The sequence below is a fragment of the Streptomyces sp. NPDC058045 genome, assembly GCF_042885635.1.
Classification (GTDB): Bacteria; Actinomycetota; Actinomycetes; order Streptomycetales; family Streptomycetaceae; genus Streptomyces.
The window spans coordinates 34,426-57,138 of sequence record NZ_JBHVRR010000030.1; the positions used below are offsets into that span (position 1 = coordinate 34,426).

Consider the following 22,713-nt stretch of genomic DNA (forward strand, 5'->3'; position numbering starts at 1 on the left):
CGGGCGTTGATTACGATTCCGGTATGGCCAAGAAGCTCGTGATCAAGGTGACGGCGGGGGCGGACGCCCCGGAGCGGTGCTCTCAGGCGTTCACGGTGGCGGCGGTGGCCGCGGCCAGCGGGGTGGAGGTGTCGCTCTGGCTGACCGGCGAGTCCGCGTGGTTCGCGCTGCCGGGCCGGGCCGCCGAGTTCCAACTCCCGCACGCCGCACCGCTTCCCGACCTGATCGAGGGCATCCAGGCGGGCGGCCGGATCACCCTGTGCACCCAGTGCGCGGCCCGCCGTGACATCACCGAGCAGGACGTGCTGGACGGGGTGCGGATCGCAGGCGCCCAGCTCTTCGTCCAAGAGGCCACGGCCGACGGCGTCCAGGCCCTGGTGTACTGAAGCCGCCCTCGCGCGCCGAAGCTCCGGTGTGCTGAACGGCGGTGGTGGGAGCCCCAGTTGCCCGTCCGGTGGTCGCGGTCAGCGCCGCTTCTTGCCGTTCTTCTTGCCGTCGAGTTCGTCCCACCACTCGTCGGACTGCGGGTCCCCGGAGGGGTCGTCCCACCAGCGGTCCTCCGGGCCGCGCCGGTTGGCGACGATGGCGGCGACCGGCGGGATCACCATGGCGACCACGCACATCCCCACCGCCGCCGGCACCGACCACAGCCGTACGACACCCCAGGCCAGCACGAACATCGCGATGCAGAAGGCCATCAAGGCGAAGTAGATATGACGCCTGCGCGCGTACATACCTCAAGCGTAGGCCCGGCCTCGGGGTGCCCGCAGGGGCTGGAGCGGCGGCCCGGGGCGCGGACACAGCCGGAGGGCCGCACCCCGTCCAACGGCGGCGTCCAACCCCCGGGGTGCGGCCCTCCGGCCGTCTGCCGAGCCGCCGCGGGCAGCGGCGGCGCCCGTCGTCAGACGGCGATCGCGACCTCGGCGAGGCCGCCGGTCTGGGCGACGACCGTACGGTCCGCGGTGCCGCCGGGCACCAGCGCGCGCACGGTCCAGGTGCCCTCGGCCGCGTAGAAGCGGAACTGGCCGGTGGCCGAGGTGGGGACCTCGGCGGTGAACTCACCGGTCGAGTCGAGCAGCCGCACATAACCGGTGACGGGCTCGCCGTCGCGGGTCACCTGGCCCTGGATGGTGGTCTCACCGGGCTTGATCGTCGAGGCGTCGGGGCCACCGGCCTGCGCTCCACACATATGTCTCTCCGTAAGTGAATGGCTGCGGTCAGCGGTTACTTGGCGGGGCCCAGCTCGATCGGCACGCCGACGAGGGAGCCGTACTCGGTCCAGGAGCCGTCGTAGTTCCTGACGTTCTCCACGCCGAGCAGCTCGTGCAGGACGAACCAGGTGAGCGCGGAGCGCTCGCCGATGCGGCAGTAGGCGATGGTGTCCTTGGCGAGGTCGACCTGCTCGTCGGCGTAGAGCTGCTTCAGCTCCTCGTCCGACTTGAAGGTGCCGTCGTCCTTGGCGTTCTTCGACCAGGGGATGTTGCGGGCGCTCGGCACGTGGCCGGGGCGCTGGGACTGCTCCTGCGGCAGGTGGGCCGGGGCGAGCAGCTTGCCGGAGAACTCGTCGGGCGAGCGGACGTCGACCAGGTTCTGGCTGCCGATGGCGTCCACCACGTCGTCGCGGAAGGCGCGGATCGCGGTGTTCTGCGGCTTGGCCTGGTACTGGGTGGCGGGGCGGGACGGGATCTCGGCGACCAGGTCGCGGGAGTCCAGCTCCCACTTCTTGCGGCCGCCGTCGAGCAGCTTGACCGCGTCGTGGCCGTAGAGCTTGAAGTACCAGTAGGCGTAGGAGGCGAACCAGTTGTTGTTGCCGCCATAGAGGATCACGGTGTCGTCGTTGGCGATACCGCGCTCGGAGAGCAGCTTCTCGAAGCCGGCCTGGTCCACGAAGTCACGGCGGACCGGGTCCTGGAGGTCCTGCTGCCAGTCGATCTTGACGGCGTTCTTGATGTGGTTCTTGTCGTAGGCCGAGGTGTCCTCGTCGACCTCGACGATCACCACCTTCGGGTCGTCGATGTGGGCCTCGACCCAGTCGGCGTCTACCAGGACGTCGCTGCGGCTCATGCTTTCCTCCGGGGCAGTTGCGGCGGGTGGTGCGGTGAGGGTGTGGCCGCGCCGTTGTCCGGCATCCGGACGGGATGGGCGGCGCTGCTGCGCGACGGTGCGCTGCGGCGAGGGCGCGCGGTGGGCGCGGACACGGGGGGCCGGCCGACTACGGCCGGGAAGCGGGGCGAATCCCCAGCTCAGACGGTGCGACAGAGCATGGCGGCGACGCGGCACAGGTCGACTGCCCGCCGCTTCGTCAGATCAGCCTGTCCCCGGGAACGGGGACCGCTCAGGTAGCACTGCATGTCTGCGATCGTAGGGATTCCTCCCCTGAGATGTCACCGGGGTGTCAAATGATGAGACGCGGCCGTCCTCATTCTGGGATACCGAACCTCCCGCACCGACCCCGGCCCTTTCACCGCCCGTTCCACCCCGGCCCCTCACCTACGGAACGGACGCCCCCGTCTCGCACTACGGACACCGGTCCCGGAGTCGCCGCCGTTCCGGTCGGCCCGCTTGCGGCCGTTCTAGTTGGCCAGCTTGACGTGGGAGCCCTTCACCGCGATGTGGACGCCGTCCGACGCCGCCTGCACCGACTTGATGTGGATGCCGTCCGGGAGGCCGGTGACCTGCTGCTGGAAGTCGGTGATCTCCCGCGCCTTCTCCTCCGCGAGCGGCACCCCGCCCAGCTTCGGCAGCGAGTCCGCGTGCACCGTGACCTCGTCCCCGGTGACCCGGGCGGTGCTCATCACCATCACCGGCCGCGGCAGCGTACGGCCGAGGACGGTGGCCTCGACCGCGACCTTGATCTTGCCCTGGCCGCCGTCGGAGAGGCCGATCACCTTCGCCTTGACGCCGGGCGCCAGTTGGACCGGCTTCACATGGGCGGCCTTCAGCAGCTCGTCGTAGTCGACGCGGGCGGTGCCGGTGGCGGTGTCGGCGGTGGCGGAGCTGTAGTCACCGGAGAACGTGACGCCGTGCAGCCGGGCGTTGAGGGAGGCGATGCGCAGCGGCTTGCCGCCGGCGGCGTCCGCCTCGTAGTCGGACATGGACACCTCGACGTCGTCGAAGGTGCCGCCGGCCAGTTGGGTCAGGAACGGGAAGCCGTGGATCGAGACATCGGGTGTCTTGGACAGGCCCTCGGTGGAGCGGAGCCGGTCGGCCGCGTCCTGCTCCGAGAAGTACAGGGCGATCCGGTCCGCCGCCACGAAGAGGCCGCCGAGGACGACCACGACGATCAGAAGTATCCGCAAGGCGCGCATGGTTCGGTCGTTCCCCCCGCTGTCCGCGGCCGCCGGCCGCATCCCGCCGGGGTTTCTCCCCGGGGCGCCGGGGACCGCCCCCGGCGGTTTCGGAGCCTAACCGCCACGGCCCGCCGGGCGGGGGCCGTCGAACCCCTTGTCGATCACCTGTGACGAGCGCGACGGCTCCCCGCCACAGACAGCGACGTTCCGTACGTAAATGGTGACGGAGTGCAACTGGCCGGTCAGGAAAGGGAGTTGCCGAGGAGGTACACGGCGGGGGCGGCGGCCGTCAGGGGCAGGGCGACACCGGCCGTCATATGGACGAAGCGGGACGGGTAGTCGTAGCTCGCCACCCGGTGGCCGATCAGTGCGCACACCGCGGCGCCCGCGCCGAGCAGCGCCCCGGCGGTGCCGTAGTCGGTGAGCCCGCCCGCGGCGGCGCCCGCACCGGCGCCCGCGAGCAGCGCCACCACCACGGAGGCCGCGGTCGGCAGCGGCACCGCCCGCACCAGGATCGTGACCGCCACCGCGATCCCGCCCACCAGCACCGCGTCGTCCGCGGCGGCCAGATGGCCGGCGGCCAGCACGGTCAGCGCGGCGGACACCACGGTCACCGTCAGCCCGTACATCCGCTCCTCCGGGGCCGCGCCGCTGCGGAGTTGGAGCACCAGGGTGAGCAGGACCCAGACGCCGAGGGTGCCCAGCAGTGCGGCGGGGCCGTGGTCGCGTCCGGCGGCGAGCAGCGCGGCGTCGGCGACCAGGCCGCCGAGGAAGGCGAGTGCGATGCCCTGGCGGGCGGGCCACATCCCGTTGAGCCGGAACCAGCCGGCCGCCGTCACCGCCTGGAGCAGCACCACCGGCAGCAGCAGTCCATAGCTGCCGAGCGCGGCGCCACCGGCCGCCAGCAGGGCGAGCACCGCGGTCAGGGCGGCGGGCCGCACACCGGGCTCGGTGATCGGCGAGCGCCCCTCGGCCCGCGCCCGCTGCGCCGCCGTGAGCCGAGCACCCCCACCCACCGCGTCCCCCTGCCCCACGGAAGCGGGCGCCGGAACGGGATCGGGCAGGGCATACGGCTGGGGCGCGGAGACACAAGCAGCCTGCGGGTCGGCGGGATACGCCTGCGGCGCCGGGTGCGGCTGCTGCTGGTCGCCGTACAACTGCGGGTCTGCGTACGGCTGTTGGGGCTGGGGGGTGCCGTAGGGGGTGTGGTCGGTCATGGGTGTGTGGTCATCCTCCTGCGAACGGCGGGAGCACCTCGACCGTGCCGCCCTCGGCCAGCCGCACCGTGCCATGGTCGCGGGTCCCCACCGGTGCCCCGTCGACCAGGAAGGAGCACCGCAGCAGGACCCGCACCAGCTCCCCGGGGTGCCGCCGCCGGGCCGCGTCCAGGGCCTGCGCCAGGTCCTCGGCGTCGTACGGCTCCTCGGCGGTGCCGGCCGCGGACTTGGCGGCGGCCCAGTACCGGATCGTGCCCGTTGCCATCCGGCGCTCCCCTCCCCGCAGTTGCTCTCTGCGGTTGCTCCCCGCGGTTGCTCACGGTGCGCGCGGCCGGGTCGGCGGGACCGGGCGGCCCCGCGGTGTGCCGGACCGCGACTGCACAGGCTATCCGCTCACCGCCGCGCCCCGGCCGCCGCCGGGTCGGGCGTCGCGGGCGGCGGGGGTGCGGGCGGCGATCCAGTCCCCGATCCGCTCCAGCAGTTCCTCGGTGGCGGCGTGTTCGGCGTGGCCCATGCCGTGCTCCAGCCACAGCTCGGCGGCGCCGGGGGCGGCGGCCGCGGCCAGCGTCCGCGGGTGGTCCAGCGGGAAGTACGGGTCGCGGTCGCCGTGCACGATCAGCAGCGGGGCGGGCGCGATCAGCGGGACCGACTCGACGGGCGAGCGCGGCACCGGGTCCCAGTCGCGGTGGTGGATCCGGGTGCGGAAGCCGTAGCGGCCGACGAGGCGGCCCAGGGGGCGGGTGACCAGCCAGTGCAGCCGGCGCATGGGCGCCGTACCGCGGTAGTACCAGCGCGCCGGGGCGCTCACCGCGACCACCGCGTCCGCCCCGGCCCAGGGGTCCGCGCCCAGATGCGCCCCCGTGCGCCCCGGGCCGCCGGCACCGTCCTCGGCGCCGCCCAGGGGCCCGCCGTCCCGCGCCGGGTGCGCCCCCTGTACCGCCGGGCCGCCCGCACCCGGCGGAGTGCGGTACTCCGCTCCGTGCCGCAGGACCACCGAACCGCCCATGGAGAAGCCGACGGTGACCACGCGGAGGTGGCCCAGGGAGCGGGCCCAGGTGACCGCCGCCGCCAGATCCAGCACCTCGCGGTCGCCGACCGTGGAGCGCCCGCCGGAGCCGCCGTGCCCACGGAAAGAGAAGGTCACCACCGCCGCCCGCCGGGCCAGCACCGCGGCCACCCGCCGTACCTGCGGCCGGTCCAGGTCGCCGGTGAAGCCGTGGGCCAGGACGATCGCGGTCCCGGTCCCGCCGGCCCCGCGGCCGGGGCCCGGACCGGCCCCGGCGCCCACCGGCGCATCGCCCGCATCGCCCTCGGGACCGGGCCGGTACTCGGCCTCGACCGGTACTCCGTCGGCCGTCCGCAGCACCGCGCTCAGCGGCCCGGGACCGCCACGCGCCGTGACGGTTGGCACACGAGAACCCTGCGTTCGACCTGCCGGACCAGCACACATGTGGGCTATTCTTGCCTGTCAGAGGATCCGGGCAGCGACGCCCCCGGGTCCTTTCGTGCTTCCGGGAGCCCTGCTGCACGCCCCCGGTTCACGGCCCGCCACCCCAGCGGGCCGCAGGGCGCAGCGGCCCCGGGGCGCGGGAGCCGCACCCGTACGAAGCAGTGCCGCACGCCACGCCCGCAGGGGCGAGGGCGCACCCCATTCAGGGACCGAGGAGGAACCGGAGTAATGGGAGAGCGAACCGCACACCACCATCCGACGACCCAGGCACGACCCCGGACAGGCGGGGCCGGCCGGGCGGGCGGACCACCGCCCGGCCCGGCCCGGGCCCCACGGGGAGGGGGCATCCGATGAGTTCGCTGCTGCTCCTCACCAACGCACTGCAACCCTCCGCCGAGGTACTGCCCGCACTCGGCCTGCTGCTGCACAACGTGCGGATCGCCCCCGCCGAGGGCCCCGCCCTGGTGAACACCCCGGGGGCGGACGTGATCCTGGTGGACGGTCGCCGGGAACTGCCGCAGGTACGCAGCCTCTGCCGGCTGCTGCGGTCCACCGGGCCCGGCTGCCCGCTGATCCTGGTGGTGACCGAGGGCGGTCTCGCCGCGGTCACCGCGGACTGGGGCGTGGACGACGTCCTGCTGGACACGGCGGGCCCGGCCGAGGTCGAGGCGCGGCTGCGGCTGGCCCTCGGCCGCCAGCAGATCGCCGGTGAGGACTCCCCGATGGAGATCCGCAACGGCGACCTCTCGGTGGACGAGGCCACCTACAGCGCCAAGCTCAAGGGCCGGGTACTGGACCTCACGTTCAAGGAGTTCGAGCTGCTGAAGTACCTGGCGCAGCACCCGGGCCGGGTCTTCACCCGCGCCCAGCTCCTCCAGGAGGTCTGGGGCTACGACTACTTCGGCGGCACCCGCACCGTGGACGTGCATGTCCGGCGGCTGCGGGCGAAGCTCGGCCCGGAGCACGAGTCGCTGATCGGCACCGTCCGCAATGTGGGATACCGCTTCGTGGTGCCGGAGAAGGCGGAGCGGGCCGCGGAAGCAGCCAAGGCGAAGAAGTCCGGGCAGAGCCCCACCGGGACCGCCCGCTCCCGTACCGCCCAGTAGATCTCGCGGGGCCCGGCCCCTCCCGGTCCGTCGGCGGAGCGTCAGCCTCCGGTCCGGTGGGCGGCCGGGCCCGCGCGGCTTGTGCAGGACGGGTGCGGGTCCTGGTCAGAGGGGACGGATGGGGCATCCATCCGCGTAGACTTCGCGGGTGGCCAAGGTGACGCGGGACGACGTGGCGCGACTGGCGGGTACTTCGACCGCGGTCGTGAGCTACGTGATCAACAACGGACCTCGGCCGGTCGCCCCGGCCACCCGGGAGCGAGTACTCGCCGCGATCAAGGAGCTGGGCTATCGCCCGGACCGGGTCGCGCAGGCCATGGCCTCCCGCCGTACCGACCTCATAGGCATGATCGTGCCGGACGCGCGGCAGCCGTTCTTCGCGGAGATGGCGCACGCGGTGGAACAGGCCGCCTCCGACCGCGGCAAGATGGTCCTGGTCGGGAACTCGGACTACCTCGACGAGCGTGAGGTGCACTACCTCCGCGCCTTCCTCGGGATGCGGGTCTCCGGGCTGATCCTGGTCAGCCAGGGCCCCAGCGAGACCGCCGCCGCCGAGATCGAGGCCTGGGACGCCCGGGTGGTGCTGCTGCACCGCAGGCCGGAGGCGATCGAGGACGTCGCCGTGGTCACCGACGACGTGGGCGGCGCCCAGCTCGCCACCCGCCACCTGCTGGAGCACGGCCACCCCTATGTCGCCTGCCTCGGCGGCACCGAGCGCACCCCCGTGGTCGGCGACCCGGTGGCCGACCACATCGAGGGCTGGCGGCGGGCCATGCAGGAGGCCGGCCGCCCCATCGAGGGCCGCCTCTTCCAGGCCCCGTACAACCGCTACGACGCCTACCAGGTGGCGCTGCGGCTGCTCACCGGCCCGCATCGGCCGCCGGCGGTGATGTGCACCACCGACGACCAGGCCATCGGGGTGCTGCGGGCCGCCCGCGAGCTGCGGATCGATGTGCCGGGGGAGCTGGCGGTGGCCGGGTTCGACGATGTGAAGGAGGCGGCGCTCACCGATCCGCCGCTGACCACCGTCGCCTCGGACCGGTCGGCGATGGCGCGGGCCGCGATCGATCTGGTGCTGGACGACGGGCTGCGGGTGGTCGGCTCCCGCCGTGAACGCCTGCGGCTGGTCCCGTCCCGGCTGGTCGTCCGGCAGTCCTGCGGCTGTTCCTGACGGCACCGGCCACCGCGCCCGGCACTGCGCACGAGCCACCACCCTGCCACGGCCTCATGCCGGGCACATGAGCTTCTGCCCGGCTTCTCAGGGCCTCCTCAGCGGGCTCTCATGAACGGCGGACAGCCTGGTGCACATGACCGAGAGCTTCCGCCGCAGCGGCGACCAGGACCCCCAGCACAGCGCGCCCGGGTACTCCGGGCGCCCGACCCCGGCCGAGCCCGGCGCGTACTCCGGCCACGGTGGTTTTCCGCCGCCTGCGGCGTATGAGCCGGGCTTCGGGCCGCAGGGGCACGGTGACGGGCCGGGCGGATCGGGCCGTCGGGGCAGGCGGCGGGCGAGAGGGCCGATGGCGCTGCTCGCCTCGGTCGCCATCGTGGCCGGTGCGATCGGCGGTGGTACCGCCTACGCCTTCCAGCAGTTGAACGACGGCGGGCAGGACACCGCGGCGGCCACCGTGCCCGGCACCGCTGTCGCGGCGAGCAGCAAGGGCACCGTCGCCGGGGTCGCCGCCGCGGTCAGCCCCAGCATCGTGGAGATCAGCGCGGCGTCCGGCGGCGGGCAGTCCACCGGCTCCGGGGTGATCGTCACCTCGGACGGCGAGATCGTCACCAACAACCATGTGGTCGCCGGGGCTTCACAGATAAAGGTGACCCTGGACGGTGGCAGGAGGTACACCGCGAAGGTCGTCGGCACCGACCCCAAGAAGGATCTGGCGCTGATCAAACTGCACGGCGCCTCCGGGCTGAAGGCGGCGAGCCTGGGCGACTCGGGCCGGCTGGCCGTGGGCGAGCAGGTGGTGGCGATCGGCTCCCCCGAGGGCCTCTCCGGCACCGTGACCAGCGGTATCGTCTCCGCGCTCCACCGCGATGTGACCGTGCCGGTGGACCAGCAGCAGGGCTCACAGGGCGGGCAGGGCGGCGGCCAGTGGCCGTTCGAGTACGGCGGGCGGCAGTTCAACGGCGACCCCGGGTCCTCCACCACCACCTACAAGGCGATCCAGACGGACGCCTCCCTCAACCCGGGCAACTCGGGCGGCGCCCTGATCAATATGTCCGGGCAGATCGTCGGTATCAACTCGGCGATGTACGCGCCGAGTTCGAGCAGCAGCGCCTCCTCGTCCGGAGCGGGCAGCGTGGGGCTCGGCTTCGCCATCCCGATCAACACGGTCAAGGCGGACCTCGACCAGCTCCGCGGCAACTGACCCCCCGTCCCCACCCCCGACCAGCGCCGGAACCCCGTACGGCGCCGGTCCGCGGTGGGCGTGGCAGGCTGGGACGGTCCGGTAAGAGCACCCCCGAGCCCGCCCGCCGCACACCCGACCGCCACCCGCCGGCCGCCCGGCCCGCCCGATCCCGAGGACCCCCGCCATGAGCCCCGCCGAAGGCGACCCCCAGCGCATCCTGATCGTCGACGACGGGCCCGCCGTGCGGGAGGCCCTGCAACGCAGCCTCGCCTTCGAGGGATACGCCACCGAGGTCGCCGCGGACGGCGCCGAAGCGCTGCAACGGGTCGCGGAGGGGCGGCCTGACCTGGTGATCCTCGACATCCAGATGCCCCGGATGGACGGCCTGACCGCGGCCCGCCGCATCCGGCAGTCCGGCGACACCGTGCCCGTCCTGATGCTCACCGCCCGCGACACCGTCGGCGACCGCGTCACCGGGCTCGACGCCGGAGCCGACGACTACCTGGTCAAGCCCTTCGAGCTGGACGAGCTGTTCGCCCGGGTGCGGGCCCTGCTCCGTCGCAGCTCCTACCGCGCGGGCGGCCCCGGTGGGGAGCCCGCCGAGGGCGAGGTGCTGTCCTTCGGCGACCTGCGGATGAACCTCACCACCCGCGAAGTCACCCGCGGCGGCCGCACCGTGGAACTGACCCGGACCGAGTTCACCCTGCTGGAGATGTTCCTCGCCCACCCCCGGCAGGTCCTCACCCGCGAGCAGATCCTCAAGGCCGTCTGGGGCTTCGACTTCGAGCCCTCCTCCAACTCCCTCGACGTGTACGTGATGTACCTGCGCCGCAAGACGGAGGCCGGCGGCGAACCCCGCCTGGTGCACACCGTGCGCGGCGTGGGCTATGTACTGCGCTCCGGCGGCACCGAATGAGCACCGAATGAGCACCGACGACGCAGCCTTCGAACCGGCGCACCCCCGCCCGGAACCGGACGCGGCCGGCCCCGGGGACCGTGCCGGGAAGCCGGGAGGCAGGCGGGGCCGGGTCCCCCGCCGGATGCGGGATCTGCCGCTGCGGTCCCGGCTGGCGCTGCTGGTCGCGGCCGCGGTGGCGGTGGCGGTCGCCGCCGCGGCCACCGCCTGCTGGTTCGTGGTCCGCGACGTCCTGCTGGACAACCTGGACGACGCGCTGCGCTCCAACCGGATAACGTCCAGTGAGGTCGTCGACGCGGTCAACTCCGGCCGCTGCGGCACCCGGGCGCCGAACATCTTCCAGTCCACCATCCAGGTCGTCGACCCGCAGGGCCACAGCTGCGTGATCAGCGGCCAGCAGTCGCTGAAGGTCACCCCGGACGATGTGGCCGTCGCGGACGGGAGCGCCGAGGCCACCGTGCACGACGGCACCGCCTCCGACGGCGCCGCCTACCGCGTCTACACCTACCCGCTGCGCGGAGTAACCGGCGCCGTGTCGGTGGCCCGCCCCCTCAGCGAGGTCAACGCCCCGCTGTCCAACCTGGTCTGGGTCCTGGTCTTCGTCGCCGGAGCGGGGGTGCTCGGCGCCGGGGTCGCCGGCGCCTGGGTGGCCCGCACCGGGCTGCGCCCCGTGGACCGGCTCACCGGCGCCGTCGAGTTCGTGGCCCGCACCGAGGACCTCACCGTGCGCATCCCCGCCGACGGGGAGGACGAGATCGCCCGCCTCTCCCGCTCGTTCAACTCGATGACGGAGGCCCTCGCCTCGTCCCGCGACCGGCAGGCCCAGCTCATCGCGGACGCCGGGCACGAACTGCGCACCCCGCTCACCTCGCTCCGCACCAACATCGAACTCCTCGCCCGCAGCGAGGAGACCGGCCGCGCCCTCCCCACCGAGGACCGGCGTGCCCTGCTCGCCTCGGTGAAGGCGCAGATGACCGAACTGGCCGCGCTCATCGGGGACTTGCAGGAGCTGTCCCGCCCCGACATCGGGCAGCACACCGACAGGGTCGAGGTGCTGGCGCTGCACGACCTCACCGGCACCGCCCTGGCCCGCGCCCGCCTCCGCGGCCCCGAACTCACCCTCACCGCCGACCTCCACCCCTGGTACGTACGGGCGGAACCGGCCTCGCTGGAACGGGCCCTGGTCAACGTCCTGGACAACGCGGTCAAGTTCAGCCCACCCGGCGGCACCATCGAAGTCGCCCTGACCGAAGGGGTGTTGACGGTACGGGACCACGGCAGCGGCATCCCCGCGGACGACCTGCCGCATGTCTTCGACCGCTTCTGGCGCTCGCCCTCGGCGCGCAGTCTGCCCGGTTCGGGGCTCGGCCTGTCGATCGTGGCGCGCACGGTACGGCAGAGCGGCGGCGAGGTCACCCTCCGCCCGGCCGAGGGCGGCGGCACCGTCGCCACCGTCCGCCTCCCCGGCGCACCGACCCCACCCCCGGCCCTGCCCTCTGAGCCGACGTACGGTTGAACGCCAACAGGCCTGCGGAGGACGGGAGTTGGAGACTCGGCGGGGGCCGCTCAGCCGATGGGGCGGCGCATCTCCGAACGGATCTTCAGCGTCTGCTCCGCCACCCGGTCCAGGTCGATGTCCCGCGGATCCTGCTTCGCCACCTCGGCCGTGATGACGGCCACGGCGGCCGCGGTGTTCCCGTCGCCCCAGGCGCACTCGGGGAAACTCGTCTTCGCCGCACCCCTGTTGGCGGACACCACCTGGCAGGTCACCGTGACGTCCGAGCCCTTCGGGGTGTGGTCCGCCGGACTCACCTCGACCGTGGCGCCCTCAGCGGTGGCCGTCCCCCGCAGGATCTCGGCCCGCTCCCGGTCCGGGTCCTTGAGCCGACCCGACATCCCGGACACCACCAGTACGCCGGCACCGTCCGAGGTCGAGCGGTACTGCGCGGCGGTCGCCTTGAGGTCGCGGACGTTCGGCCCGCTCCACTTCCCCTCCAGCTCCTCCTGCTGCCGGCTCGACCGGTCCTGCGCCAACTTCCAGTCGCCGTCGAGGAGTTGCTGCGGAACGGTCAGCCGGAACCGGGCCTCGGGGAAGCTGGAGTCGCTCCCGCCGGACAGCTTCCACCAGCCGAACCAGCCCAGCCCCACCAGCAGCACCACCACCCCGGCGACGATCGCGATCACCTTCGGGCCCCGCGGCCGCCCCGGCGGAGGCGGTGGCGCGCCCCAGCCTCCGGGCAGCACCTGCCCTGGCGGCGGGTACGGGCCTTGGCCCCAAGGGCCGGGCTGACCGGGCTGCCCCGGTTGCCCCGGCGGACCGGGCTGAGCCCACTGGGCTGGTTGCCCCAACTGGCCTGGCCCGCCCGGCTGTTGCGGACGCCCCTGCTGACCCGGCTCCTGTGGCGGTACTCCCGGTGCCGCCTGGCCGGGCGGCGGACCGAACTCCGGTGGTGGCGCCCCGAACGGCTGGGAAGGCGGCGGCGTAGACATACCGGCCACGCTACTTCACCCCCACCCGCCCCCCGGCCCCCGCGGCCCCCACCGCACATACCCGCCCGTACCGACCACCAGCGCCGCCACGGCAACCGCCCAGGACAGCCAGGCCGCGGTGCCGTGGGCCGGGACCAGCAGCAGGGCCCACGGTGCCACCGCCCCGTGCGGACGGGTACCCACCAGCCACATCAGTATCGGCGCCACCACCACCGGGGCCCACCCCGCGGCGGCCGGCAACAACCAGGCGGCGACCAGGGCCGCGCCCACCAGCAGCACCGTGTTCCGCGCCGCCACCGCCGGATCCCGCACCCCGAACAGCACCAGCCCCGCCGCCAGCAACAGCACCACCCCCACCGTCACCGCCCGCAGCCGCCCCGGCCGCGCCGCACACCGCTCCGGCACCTCCGCCGCCGTCCCCAGCACACTCGGCAGAAACGCCGCGAACACCACCGGCACCAGCGGCCACAACATCCCCTGCACCCCATCCCGCGCCGGCACCTCATACATCCGCATCGGCGTCACCACCCACAACCCCCCACACCCCACCAACACCCCTACCTGCCGCCCCAGTTGCCAACGCCGCGCGTAGAGGAGGAGGGGGGCGGGCGGGTGGTGGTCAGCGGGCATGACGGGCCGCGCAGTCCTGGAGTCCGCGGAAGGACTTCCTGGCCAGGTCCGCCTGCTGCGCCCGGGTGCCGTGGAGCAGTACGGGGCTCAACTCCGGGTCCCCGTCGCCGTCGGCCGGGTCTCCGGCGGCCTGTGCCAGCCAGTACCGGGCGTTGGTGAAGTCCTTGCTCACCTGGCTGCCGATGGGCAGTTCGCAGCGTGTCCCGTAGTAGGTCCCCAGGAACCCGTCGAGAAGTGTGCTGCCGTCGGTGATCGTGTCCAGCCCCAGTTCTCCCACTCCGGGCCCGCCACCGGCCGCGCCCTGCCGGAACTCGTGGGGCGTCGCCACGCCGATGGAGTCCATGGCCGTGTAGTAGGAGCGGAGTTCCCTGCGGACGCCCGCCTCGTACTTCGCGTAGCTGCGGCCCAGGCAGATGCGGGGATGCTGCCCGGAGCACACCACGTCCGAGGGGCGGGACTCCAGATAGAGCGGGCTGCGGGTCGCGAGGTGAGCGGCGGAGGCCACCACCAGCAGACTGGTCGCGGCCAGGATCCAGCGCCGCGGGACCCGGTACCAACTGGCCAGCCAGACCGAGGTGATGAGGAGCAGCACCGTGGTCAGCGTGTAGAAGACGAGCTGGGAGGCCTGCGTGGGGACCTTGGGCCGGAGTCCGACGAGAGAACCGGTCGCACCGCCCACGGTCACGAACGAGGACAGGTCGCCCGCGTAGAGCGCGAGGGAGAGCAGGAAGACGACGATCGCCGCGAGCGGAGCGGTCAGCCGGCTGCGGCTGAGCCAGCCGGCCGCGAATCCGGCGGCCGTCTCCACCGCCAGCAGCCCCAGCGCCGGCAGCGCCGTCACCAGTTCCCGCCAGCCGGGGAAGGACGGTGTACCGGACGCGGCGACGATCGCCAGGACCAGGGCCAGCCCGGTGAGGAACGCCACCGCGCACCAGGCGTAGAGCGCGGCCCAGGCGGCGGCGATCAGGGCGAGGGGACGGTGGTGGGCGATGAGGAACGGGCCGGAACGAGCGAGCCGGTAGCCCTCGCGCGCCGCCACCCCGGCGGCCAGGGGCCCGAGCAGGACGACGGTGAAGTTGTACTGGTAGGCGGCCCACATCCACTCATGGCGCCAAGTCAGCGTGCGTAGCAGGGTGTTGGCGAGGACCAGGACGAGGAGGGCCGGGAGGGCCGAACGTCCGAGTGAGCGCCGCAGATGGAGCGAGACGATGCCCGGCATGTTCATTCCGCCGCCCCCAGCTCACGCAGAGCCCGCTCGATGGAGCGGGCACCGGCGGACGGCCGCGGCAGGTCGACAGCGGGTTCATCGCCCCGGGCCAGGAGCTCGGCAGGAGTGCCGTCGAAGACGATCTTGCCGTCGCGCAGGGAGACCACCCGGGTGGCGAGCAGTTCGATGTCCTCGGTGTGGTGGGTGCTGAGGACCACGCGGCACTGCTGGCCCAACTCGGCCAGTACCTCTCGTAGTTCCAGCCGGTGTTCGACGTCGATGCCGGTGGTGGGCTCGTCGAGGAGGAGCACCGCGGGGCGGTGGAGGACAGCCTGGGCGATGTACACGCGCTGGCGGTTGCCGCCCGACAGCTTCTTCAACGGGGTGGCGGCCACCTTCCTCAGCCGCAGCCGGTCGAGCACGTCCGCGACCACTGCGGCCCGGTCCCGCGCCGGAACCGCCCGCAGCCAGGCCGAGTAGGTCACGGCTTCCTCGACCTTGAAGTGCCCGGGGAATTCCGGCTCTTGAGGGAGGTATCCGAGCATTCTGCGGTATTCGGAGTCCGGTACCGGTTCTTCGGTGCCGGGCCGGGTCAGGCCCACGCTGCCGGAGGTGGGCGGAGCCAGATGTGCGCACACCTTCAACAAGGTCGTCTTTCCAGCCCCGTTGGCCCCGGTGAGGGCGGTGACTCCGGTGCCGATCGTGAGATCCGGGATATCCAGGACCGTCCGGCGGCCGTATCTGACCACCAGGTTCTCCACACGGATCCTTGCCTCTGCTAACGCGCTCCGTGCCGGTGCCGACGGTTGCGGGGTGTCATTCACGGTTTTCCTTCCGGAGGTTGCTCTACCGGGCATTTCTGTGTTCTGCCGTCAGTAGGAGAAGGACGGTTGCGCCCATACCGAGCAGCGGTCGGGTACCGGGTATCCCATCTGGACACAGGCGTGTGTGGACCCGCGAACCGACTGCGAAGCGCCGTCGAGTTCGGACCTGAGATAGTTCTGCACGTAATAGGTGTGGTTGTGTTCCGGCGTGTGGTAGCCGATTCCTGTCAGCCCGCCGTCGAAGTGGAACTCCATCTCCGCATAGACGGTGTTCCCGTCGGGAGCCAGGTCCTTCGTCCGCACCCGGTTCTCCGCATAGACCTTTTTCTTGTTGTAGAACTCACCCTGCGCCACCGAACGCTTCTTCCCGTCGTATGACGCCGTCACATCACCCCAGCCGACCTCCCCGGCTCTGGCGGAGCCCGCAAGAGTCGTACAAACGATGATCATGCCGATGGTCGACGCCACACAGCCCGGCGCTACATGACCCATCATTCCCCCTACTGCCCGTCCGGCCGCCCGTCGCAGCCGACTGGCGGCCGATCATGGCACCACCCACCATTCCCCCGCAATTCGAAGTCAACCGGACGCACATGCACATCGCGCCGCGGCCTGCCCGATGGCCGGAATTCGTCTCGAACTCTCGGTCGAGCTCTCGGTAGAGAGGGGAGGGAAAAGGAAAGGAAGGGAAAAAAGGGCGCCCCCGCCGTGGCCGGCGGGGGCGCCCTTTGGGATTCTGGGAATTCCGGTCCTCTTTTACTTCACGATGTTGATGCGGTCCGCCTTCGGCGGGGTCAGGGGCTTGTCCTTGGTGGAGTTCGCCGTGAGGTAGTCGTTGAACGCGGCGAGGTCGTCGCTGCCGACGTGGGGATTGGCGCCTTCGCCGAGTGCGGTGAAGCCGTCGCCGCCGCCGGCGAGGAAGCTGTTCATGGCGACGCGGTAGGTGGCGGCCGGGTCGAGCGGCCTGCCGTCGAGGCGGACGCTGTCGGCGACGACCCGGTCGGCGCCGCTCTTGGTCATGTCGAGGGTGTAGGTGAGGCCCTCGGAGACCTGGAGGATCTTCGGCGAGGCCTCGTTGGGGCCGCTGACCTGCTGTTGCAGTGCGGTCAGGAGCTGCTTGCCGGTGAGGTCGAGCAGGTTGACCGTGTTGCTGAAGGGCTGCACGGCGAAGGCCTCGCCGTAGGTGACGACCCCGTCGCCCTCCTTGCCGCTCGCCTTGTACGTGAGGTCGGCCCGCACTCCGCCCGGGTTCATCAGGGCGACGGCGGTCTTCGGGTCGAGGCTCTTGCCGTGGGCGAGTTGGGCGTCGGCGATGAGGTCGCCGAGCGGCTCTTCGGGCGTGGTGGCGCCGCGGCCGGGAATGTCCGCGGAAATGTATCCGACGGGCTTGTTGGCGATGGGTTCCGCGAGCTTGTTCCAGCGGGAGATCAGCTCGGTGACGTCTTTCGCCTTGGGCTGGTCCCGGCTCACCACATGGTTGGCGGACTTCACGCTGGTCCGCACGATGTCACGGGTGTGGCGGTCGTAGGTGAGCGTGGTGTCGTTGTAGAGGCGGCCGAACGACGAGGCGGAGGTGACCATTCGGGGCTGACCGGCGGGGTCGGGAATGGTGCACACATAGGCCTGGTGGGTGTGGCCGGTGACAAGCGCGTCGACCTTCGGTGTGATGCCCTTGGCGATATCGACGATCGGGCCGGAGATTCCGTCACCGGGGCCGGGTGAATCGCAGTCGTAGTTGTAGGAGGAACCCGAAGCGGGTTCGCCGCCTTCGTGAATGAGGGCGACAATGGATTTGACGCCCTTGCGGTCGAGTACCTTCGCGTACTTGTTGACGGTCTTGATCTCGTCGTGGAATTTGAGGCCCTTGACGCCGTCGGCGGTCACGACGTCCGGAGTTCCTTCGAGGGTGACTCCGATGAATCCGATCTTCACGCCCCGGTGCTTCCACACCGTGTACGGCTTGAGGATCGGCTTGTCGGTCTTCTCGTCGGTGACATTCGCCGCGAGATAGGGATAGTCGGCGCCTTCGAAGGTCTTGCCCTTCTGGAAGCAGCCGTCGTCGGGGTGGCAGCCGCCGTTCTGCATTCGGGCGAGTTCTCTGGCGCCCTCGTCGAATTCGTGGTTTCCGACGCCGGTGACGTCGAGGCCCATCTTGTTCATGGCCTCGACGGTCGGCTCGTCGTGGAAGAGGCCGGAGAGCAGCGGGCTGGCGCCGATGAGGTCGCCCGCGGCGGCGGTGATGCTGTACGGGTGGCCCTTGCGCGCGGTGCGCAGCGAATTCGCCAGGTACTCGGCGCCGCCGGCGGCGACCTTCTTGGTGCTGCCGTCGGGCTGGGTCTCGGTGACCTCGCCGGAGGAGCCGGCCGGCGGTTCGAGATTGCCGTGGAAGTCGTTGAAGGACAGCATCTGCACGTCGACGGTGCGGCCGTGGCCATGGCCGTGGTCGGTCGTCACGGCGTCGGCGCTGGCGGGCAGGGCCGCGGCCAGGCCGCCTACGGTGGCGATCGCGGCGAGAGCGGTGAGGACACGGGTGCGGCGCGCGGGCCGCGCGGCCGACCGTCTTGACTTGGCTGGTGCTGACACGGGGCCCCCTGGGGTTCGTGGCGTGGGACGGTGGCGCGGCCGGTCGGGGACTCATCCGCGCCTGGCGCGCAGCCTAGGGTCAACGCGCGTAGCACAACAGGGGGTTGATGGTTACGGACAGGTTGCCGCTGGGTCATGCCGGCACAGTCGGGTACGGGAAAGCACCGATACGGGGGAGACGGGAGGGGTTCGCGCGGCGGGGGCCGGCCGTACCCTCGTAGGCATGACGAGCAACGCCGGTGCCGCCTCTGTGCCCGATCCCCTCCGCCGTATCGAGAGCGTGGACGAGCTGTCCGCCGGGCAGGCCGAGCGGGTGCTCGCGCTGATCGCGGAGGCCGCCAGGACCGACGGCCAGCACGCCGTGTCCGAGCAGGGGCGGCTTCAACTGCGCGGCCGCCGTGCGGGCGTGCGGCATCTGCTGCTGAGTACCGGTGACGACCTCGTGGGCTATGCGCAGTTGGAGGACACCGACCCGGTGGAGGCGCCCGCCGCCGAGCTGGTGGTGGATCCGGACCATCGCGGCCGCGGCCACGGGCGGGCGCTGGGCAACGCGCTGCTCGCCGAGTCGGGGAAGCGGCTGCGGGTGTGGGCGCACGGCGGGCACTCCGCGGCCCGGCATCTGGCGCAGGTGCTCGGCCTCACCCTCTTCCGTGAACTGCGGCAGATGCGGCGGCCGTTGGGGACCGACCCGCTGCCGGAGCCGGTGCTGCCGCCGGGGGTGCGGGTGCGGACCTTCGTACCGGGGCGGGATGACGCGGCCTGGTTGGCGCTGAACGCGGCGGCCTTCGCGCACCATCCCGAGCAGGGCTCGCTCACCCAGCGGGATCTGGACGACCGGACAGCCGAGCCGTGGTTCGACCCGGAGGGCTTCTTCCTGGCGGAGCGGATGCCGGGCGGCGAGGGCCCGGCCGGGGAGCTGGTCGGCTTCCACTGGACGAAGGTGCACGCCGAGGAGCGGCTGGGCGAGGTGTATGTGGTGGGGGTGGCGCCCGGCGCGCAGGGCGGCGGCCTCGGCAAGGCGCTCACCGCGATCGGCCTGCGGCACCTGGAGTCGGCGGGCCTGCCCACGGCGATGCTGTACGTGGACGCGGACAACACGGCGGCCGTCACGGTCTACGAGCGGCTCGGCTTCACCGTGCACGAGACGGATCTGATGTACCGCACGGAGTCCTGACCGCACCGGGTGGGACCAAGAGGCCCGGTGCCCCGGACCTCCCCGGGACGCCTCCCGCTGTCCCGCACGTCATGTCGCCGTAACCGGCGGTTCAGACGGGCTTGGGAGGCTGGCGGAATGCAGCCCCCTGTGCCCGGCCCCTCACAGAGCGGCGTGTCCCGTCTCACGTCCGTGGGCTCCGACGCGCCCGAACGGCCCATCGCGCGGAACAATGGGGCCATGAGCCAGTCCGAAGCGCAGGCCCAGATCCAGCAGCCGCAGCCGTCCGTGGGTGCCATCGCCGCCCACCGGCCGAACGCCGTCGCGCCCGCCCTGCCGGAGCTCGAACCGGACCTCGACGCCGACGCGGACTCGTACCAGGAGCCCGAGGACGGCGGTCAACTGCCGCAGGGGCGGTTCCTGGACCGGGAACGGAGCTGGCTCGGCTTCAACGAGCGGGTTCTGGAACTCGCCGAGGACCCGCACACCCCGCTCCTGGAACGCGCCAACTTCCTGGCGATCTTCGCCAGCAATCTGGACGAGTTCTTCATGGTCCGCGTCGCCGGACTCAAGCGCCGTATCGCCACCGGGGTCGCCACCCGCTCCGCGTCCGGGCTCCAGCCGCGCGAGGTGCTGGAGATGATCTGGTCCAGAGCCCGCGAGCTCATGGCCCGGCACGCCGCCTGCTATCAGGAGGACGTGGCGCCCGCCCTCGCCGACGAGGGCATCCACCTGGTGCGCTGGGGGGAGCTGACGGAGAAGGAGCAGAGCGCCCTCTTCACCCTCTTCCGGCACCGCATCTTCCCGGTGCTGACGCCGCTGGCCGTGGACCCGGCGCACCCCTTCCCCTATATCTCCGGCCTCTCCCTCAACCTCGCCGTGGTGGTGCGCAACCCGGTCAGCGGCCACCGCCACTTCGCCCGAGTCAAGGTCCCGCCGCTGCTGTCCCGCTTCCTGGAGGCCTCCCCGCAGCGCTACGTCCCCGTCGAGGACGTCATCGCGGCGCACCTGGAGGAGCTGTTCCCGGGCATGGAGGTGCTGGAGCACCACATGTTCCGGCTGACCCGCAACGAGGACCTGGAGGTCGAGGAGGACGACGCGGAGAACCTCCTCCAGGCGCTGGAGAAGGAGCTGATGCGGCGCCGCTTCGGGCCGCCGGTCCGCCTGGAGGTCGAGGAGTCCATCGACCGCTACGTCCTGGACCTGCTGGTGCGGGAGCTGAAGATCAGCGAGGCGGAGGTCTATCCGCTGCCCGGCCCCCTGGACCTCACCGGCCTCTTCGGCATCTCCTCGCTGGACCGGCCCGAGCTGAAGTACCCCAAGTTCGTCGCCGGCACCCACCGCGATCTCGCCGAGGTCGAGTCGGCGTCCGCGCCGGACATCTTCGCCGCGCTCCGCGAACGCGACGTACTGCTGCACCACCCCTACGACAGCTTCTCCACCTCCGTACAGGCCTTCCTGGAGCAGGCCGCCGGCGACCCGGACGTCCTCGCCATCAAGCAGACGCTGTACCGCACCTCGGGTGACTCGCCCATAGTGGACGCGCTGATAGACGCCGCGGAGTCCGGCAAGCAGGTGCTGGTCCTGGTCGAGATCAAGGCCCGCTTCGACGAGCAGGCCAACATCAAGTGGGCCCGCAAACTGGAGGAGTCCGGCTGCCATGTCGTCTACGGCCTGGTCGGCCTGAAGACGCACTGCAAGCTGTCCCTGGTGGTCCGCCAGGAAGGCGACACCCTGCGCCGCTACTCCCACGTCGGCACCGGCAACTACCACCCCAAGACGGCCCGCCTCTACGAGGACCTGGGGCTGCTCACCGCGGACCCGCAGGTCGGCGCCGACCTCTCGGACCTCTTCAACCGGCTCTCCGGATACTCCCGCCGGGAGACCTACCGCCGCCTCCTCGTCGCCCCCAAGTCCCTGCGCGACGGCCTGATCTCCCGCATCGAGAAGGAGATCCAGCACCACCGGGCCGGCCGCCCCGCCTCGGTCCGCATCAAGGTCAACTCGATGGTCGACGAGGCCGTCGTCGACGCCCTCTACCAGGCCTCGCAGGCCGGCGTCCCGGTCGATGTGTGGGTACGCGGCATCTGCGCCCTGCGGCCCGGCGTCACCGGCCTGTCGGAGAACATCCGGGTACGGTCCGTGCTCGGCCGCTTCCTCGAACACTCCCGGATCTTCGCCTTCGCGGGCGGCGGCGAGGGCGAGGTGTGGATCGGCAGCGCCGACATGATGCACCGCAACCTCGACCGCCGTATCGAGGCCCTGGTCCGGGTCAGCGACCCGGCCCACCGGGCGTCCCTCACCAGGCTGCTGGAGACCGGCATGTCGGACTCCACGGCCTCCTGGCACCTCGGCCCGGACGGCGACTGGACCCGGCACGCCACCGACAACGGCGACCCGGACGGCCAACCCCTGCGCAACATCCAGGAGATGCTCATTGACGCCCGGAGGCGCCGGCGTGGTACAGCGACACCCTGAAGTGACGGAGCCGGCCCCCGTGGCCGGCCACCCGCCCCCGCTCCCCACCGGCACCGGCGGCGAACTCCTCGCCGTCCACCTCCAGGCCTGGGCCACCGAATTCCTGCGCGCGCTGCGGACCGTGCGGGAGCAGCCCGACACCGCGCCGCGCGCCCTGCGCCGCTCCGCCCGCCGGATCGGCGGCCTGCTGCACACCTTCCGCCCGCTGCTCGACCGCGACTGGGCCGACGGGCTGCGCGGCGAACTCGCCTGGCTGTCCACCACCCTGGCCCGCGAACACGCCTGCGCCGACCGCCTGGACCGCCTCCTCACCGCCCTCACCCGCCTCTCCGGCACCCCCGAGGCACCCGCCGCGGTGCGCCCGTCGGACCGCACCCCGCCCGACGGGCACACCGCGGCCGGTGCCCTCACCCTCGGTACCGCCAAGGCCGGGGCGCTGCTGGAGCGGCGCCTGACCCTGGCCCGTACCCGCGCCCACTCCGCGGCGCTGGGGGCCCTCGGCTCGTCCCGCTTCCACGGTGTCGCGGACCGGGTCGCCGTCCTCGCCAGCGAGGTACCGCTCACCCCCGGCGCCGTACGGCAGGACCTCGGGCCGCTCGCCGCGGACGCCGCGGCCCGCCTCACCGACGCCGTCGCCGCGCTCCCGATGCCGCGCACGCCCTACCCGTCGGACGGCCTCACCCAGGACGCCCCCTGGCACCACGTCCGCCTCCTGCTCCGCCTGCACCGCTGCACCCGGGACGTGCTGTACGGCGACGGCACCGGGGACCCGCGGCTCGCGGCGGCCGGGCGCGCCCTGGACCGGCACCGGGACGCCGCCGAGGCCGCGGCCGACGCCGCGTCCGCCGCCCGCACCCCCCGGATCGCGCCCGCCACCGCCTACGCCCTCGGGGTCCTCACCGCCGACCAGCGGCACGAGGTGGAGGCGGCCCGCTACGAGTTCTGCCAGCTCTGGCGGACCGGACCGGTGAGCACCCCATGACCCCGATCCGCGCCGCCGGCCGCGTCCTGT

At 72.4% G+C, this 22,713-nt stretch carries 22 protein-coding genes and 1 pseudogene; 9 read left to right on the forward strand and 14 right to left on the reverse strand.

The window, feature by feature from the left end; all coding sequences use genetic code 11:
* Positions 1-23 precede the first annotated feature (23 nt).
* Positions 24-386 carry a DsrE family protein gene (locus tag ACFVST_RS19225; protein WP_390153069.1) on the forward strand — a complete coding sequence of 121 codons (363 nt, stop codon included), beginning with the start codon at positions 24-26 and terminating at the stop codon, positions 384-386.
* Between the two features lie 78 nt (positions 387-464).
* On the opposite strand, the gene ACFVST_RS19230 is transcribed toward ACFVST_RS19225, so the two are convergent.
* The 8 genes and pseudogenes from ACFVST_RS19230 to ACFVST_RS19265 form a co-directional block, all read right to left on the reverse strand.
* Entirely contained in the window at positions 465-734 is a 270-nt protein-coding gene (locus ACFVST_RS19230) for a DUF3099 domain-containing protein (RefSeq protein WP_390153072.1), read from the reverse strand.
* Between the two features lie 167 nt (positions 735-901).
* Entirely contained in the window at positions 902-1,189 is a 288-nt protein-coding gene (locus ACFVST_RS19235) for a DUF1416 domain-containing protein (RefSeq protein WP_264244916.1), read from the reverse strand.
* Between the two features lie 35 nt (positions 1,190-1,224).
* On the reverse strand, positions 1,225-2,064 hold the full coding sequence (locus ACFVST_RS19240) for a sulfurtransferase (protein ID WP_390153075.1): 840 nt from the start codon (positions 2,062-2,064) through the stop codon (positions 1,225-1,227).
* 179 nt (positions 2,065-2,243) lie between these two features.
* Positions 2,244-2,351, reverse strand: coding sequence for a putative leader peptide (locus tag ACFVST_RS19245; protein ID WP_390153078.1), 108 nt, complete (start codon positions 2,349-2,351; stop codon positions 2,244-2,246).
* A 222-nt stretch (positions 2,352-2,573) separates the two neighbouring features.
* Positions 2,574-3,308: a DUF2993 domain-containing protein gene (locus ACFVST_RS19250; RefSeq protein WP_390153081.1), complete on the reverse strand. Its 735-nt coding sequence runs from the start codon at positions 3,306-3,308 to the stop codon at positions 2,574-2,576.
* A 224-nt stretch (positions 3,309-3,532) separates the two neighbouring features.
* Positions 3,533-4,489, reverse strand: a pseudogene (locus tag ACFVST_RS19255) (hypothetical protein); the annotation flags it as partial.
* Positions 4,490-4,517: 28 nt separating this feature from the next.
* Complete coding sequence (locus ACFVST_RS19260) at positions 4,518-4,772, reverse strand: MoaD/ThiS family protein (protein WP_390153084.1); 255 nt, start codon at positions 4,770-4,772, stop codon at positions 4,518-4,520.
* A gap of 120 nt (positions 4,773-4,892) precedes the next feature.
* On the reverse strand, positions 4,893-5,957 hold the full coding sequence (locus ACFVST_RS19265; RefSeq protein ID WP_390153087.1) for an alpha/beta hydrolase family protein: 1,065 nt from the start codon (positions 5,955-5,957) through the stop codon (positions 4,893-4,895).
* Between the two features lie 350 nt (positions 5,958-6,307).
* On the opposite strand from ACFVST_RS19265, the gene ACFVST_RS19270 reads away from it, so the two are divergent.
* From ACFVST_RS19270 to ACFVST_RS19290, 5 genes are all read left to right on the forward strand, one after another.
* Positions 6,308-7,063 carry a response regulator transcription factor gene (locus ACFVST_RS19270; protein WP_390153090.1) on the forward strand — a complete coding sequence of 252 codons (756 nt, stop codon included), beginning with the start codon at positions 6,308-6,310 and terminating at the stop codon, positions 7,061-7,063.
* 148 nt (positions 7,064-7,211) lie between these two features.
* The gene (locus ACFVST_RS19275) at positions 7,212-8,234 is read left to right on the forward strand and encodes a LacI family DNA-binding transcriptional regulator (protein WP_390153093.1); all 1,023 of its coding nucleotides are present in this window, start codon (positions 7,212-7,214) and stop codon (positions 8,232-8,234) included.
* 136 nt (positions 8,235-8,370) lie between these two features.
* Complete coding sequence (locus ACFVST_RS19280) at positions 8,371-9,438, forward strand: S1C family serine protease (protein ID WP_390153096.1); 1,068 nt, start codon at positions 8,371-8,373, stop codon at positions 9,436-9,438.
* 166 nt (positions 9,439-9,604) lie between these two features.
* The gene (locus ACFVST_RS19285) at positions 9,605-10,336 is read left to right on the forward strand and encodes a response regulator transcription factor (protein WP_390153099.1); all 732 of its coding nucleotides are present in this window, start codon (positions 9,605-9,607) and stop codon (positions 10,334-10,336) included.
* A gap of 7 nt (positions 10,337-10,343) precedes the next feature.
* Entirely contained in the window at positions 10,344-11,852 is a 1,509-nt protein-coding gene (locus ACFVST_RS19290) for a sensor histidine kinase (protein WP_390153102.1), read from the forward strand.
* 50 nt (positions 11,853-11,902) lie between these two features.
* On the opposite strand, the gene ACFVST_RS19295 is transcribed toward ACFVST_RS19290, so the two are convergent.
* The 6 genes from ACFVST_RS19295 to ACFVST_RS19320 form a co-directional block, all read right to left on the reverse strand.
* Entirely contained in the window at positions 11,903-12,520 is a 618-nt protein-coding gene (locus ACFVST_RS19295; protein ID WP_390153104.1) for a hypothetical protein, read from the reverse strand.
* A 321-nt stretch (positions 12,521-12,841) separates the two neighbouring features.
* Positions 12,842-13,456 (reverse strand): hypothetical protein, encoded by a 615-nt coding sequence (locus ACFVST_RS19300; protein ID WP_390153107.1) that lies wholly within the window; start codon positions 13,454-13,456, stop codon positions 12,842-12,844.
* Positions 13,446-14,675 carry a hypothetical protein gene (locus ACFVST_RS19305; RefSeq protein ID WP_390153109.1) on the reverse strand — a complete coding sequence of 410 codons (1,230 nt, stop codon included), beginning with the start codon at positions 14,673-14,675 and terminating at the stop codon, positions 13,446-13,448. Before ACFVST_RS19305 ends, ACFVST_RS19300 begins: the two co-directional genes overlap by 11 nt.
* Positions 14,676-14,677: 2 nt before the next feature.
* On the reverse strand, positions 14,678-15,424 hold the full coding sequence (locus tag ACFVST_RS19310; protein ID WP_390153113.1) for an ATP-binding cassette domain-containing protein: 747 nt from the start codon (positions 15,422-15,424) through the stop codon (positions 14,678-14,680).
* Positions 15,425-15,535: 111 nt separating this feature from the next.
* The gene (locus ACFVST_RS19315) at positions 15,536-15,955 is read right to left on the reverse strand and encodes a hypothetical protein (protein ID WP_390153116.1); all 420 of its coding nucleotides are present in this window, start codon (positions 15,953-15,955) and stop codon (positions 15,536-15,538) included.
* A gap of 288 nt (positions 15,956-16,243) precedes the next feature.
* The gene (locus tag ACFVST_RS19320) at positions 16,244-18,070 is read right to left on the reverse strand and encodes a bifunctional metallophosphatase/5'-nucleotidase (protein ID WP_390153119.1); all 1,827 of its coding nucleotides are present in this window, start codon (positions 18,068-18,070) and stop codon (positions 16,244-16,246) included.
* 223 nt (positions 18,071-18,293) lie between these two features.
* On the opposite strand from ACFVST_RS19320, the gene mshD reads away from it, so the two are divergent.
* The 3 genes from mshD (at position 18,294) to ACFVST_RS19335 (ending at position 22,683) form a co-directional block, all read left to right on the forward strand.
* On the forward strand, positions 18,294-19,244 hold the full coding sequence (mshD, locus tag ACFVST_RS19325; RefSeq protein ID WP_390153122.1) for a mycothiol synthase: 951 nt from the start codon (positions 18,294-18,296) through the stop codon (positions 19,242-19,244).
* A gap of 219 nt (positions 19,245-19,463) precedes the next feature.
* Positions 19,464-21,701, forward strand: coding sequence for an RNA degradosome polyphosphate kinase (locus tag ACFVST_RS19330; protein ID WP_390153125.1), 2,238 nt, complete (start codon positions 19,464-19,466; stop codon positions 21,699-21,701).
* A complete protein-coding gene (locus ACFVST_RS19335) occupies positions 21,682-22,683 on the forward strand; it encodes a CHAD domain-containing protein (protein ID WP_390153127.1) in 1,002 nt (333 codons plus the stop codon). Before ACFVST_RS19330 ends, ACFVST_RS19335 begins: the two co-directional genes overlap by 20 nt.
* Positions 22,684-22,713 lie beyond the last annotated feature (30 nt).

Excerpts from the sequence above, each read along its gene's own strand:
- ACFVST_RS19225 (WP_390153069.1), top strand. The coding sequence starts at position 24 with ATGGCCAAGAAGCTCGTGATCAAGGTGACGGCGGGGGCGGACGCCCCG.
- ACFVST_RS19230 (WP_390153072.1), bottom strand. The coding sequence starts at position 734 with ATGTACGCGCGCAGGCGTCATATCTACTTCGCCTTGATGGCCTTCTGC.
- ACFVST_RS19235 (WP_264244916.1), bottom strand. The coding sequence starts at position 1,189 with ATGTGTGGAGCGCAGGCCGGTGGCCCCGACGCCTCGACGATCAAGCCC.
- ACFVST_RS19240 (WP_390153075.1), bottom strand. The coding sequence starts at position 2,064 with ATGAGCCGCAGCGACGTCCTGGTAGACGCCGACTGGGTCGAGGCCCAC.
- ACFVST_RS19245 (WP_390153078.1), bottom strand. The coding sequence starts at position 2,351 with ATGCAGTGCTACCTGAGCGGTCCCCGTTCCCGGGGACAGGCTGATCTG.
- ACFVST_RS19250 (WP_390153081.1), bottom strand. The coding sequence starts at position 3,308 with ATGCGCGCCTTGCGGATACTTCTGATCGTCGTGGTCGTCCTCGGCGGC.
- ACFVST_RS19260 (WP_390153084.1), bottom strand. The coding sequence starts at position 4,772 with ATGGCAACGGGCACGATCCGGTACTGGGCCGCCGCCAAGTCCGCGGCC.
- ACFVST_RS19265 (WP_390153087.1), bottom strand. The coding sequence starts at position 5,957 with ATGTGTGCTGGTCCGGCAGGTCGAACGCAGGGTTCTCGTGTGCCAACC.
- ACFVST_RS19270 (WP_390153090.1), top strand. The coding sequence starts at position 6,308 with ATGAGTTCGCTGCTGCTCCTCACCAACGCACTGCAACCCTCCGCCGAG.
- ACFVST_RS19280 (WP_390153096.1), top strand. The coding sequence starts at position 8,371 with ATGACCGAGAGCTTCCGCCGCAGCGGCGACCAGGACCCCCAGCACAGC.
- ACFVST_RS19285 (WP_390153099.1), top strand. The coding sequence starts at position 9,605 with ATGAGCCCCGCCGAAGGCGACCCCCAGCGCATCCTGATCGTCGACGAC.
- ACFVST_RS19290 (WP_390153102.1), top strand. The coding sequence starts at position 10,344 with ATGAGCACCGACGACGCAGCCTTCGAACCGGCGCACCCCCGCCCGGAA.
- ACFVST_RS19300 (WP_390153107.1), bottom strand. The coding sequence starts at position 13,456 with ATGCCCGCTGACCACCACCCGCCCGCCCCCCTCCTCCTCTACGCGCGG.
- ACFVST_RS19305 (WP_390153109.1), bottom strand. The coding sequence starts at position 14,675 with ATGCCGGGCATCGTCTCGCTCCATCTGCGGCGCTCACTCGGACGTTCG.
- mshD (WP_390153122.1), top strand. The coding sequence starts at position 18,294 with ATGACGAGCAACGCCGGTGCCGCCTCTGTGCCCGATCCCCTCCGCCGT.
- ACFVST_RS19330 (WP_390153125.1), top strand. The coding sequence starts at position 19,464 with ATGAGCCAGTCCGAAGCGCAGGCCCAGATCCAGCAGCCGCAGCCGTCC.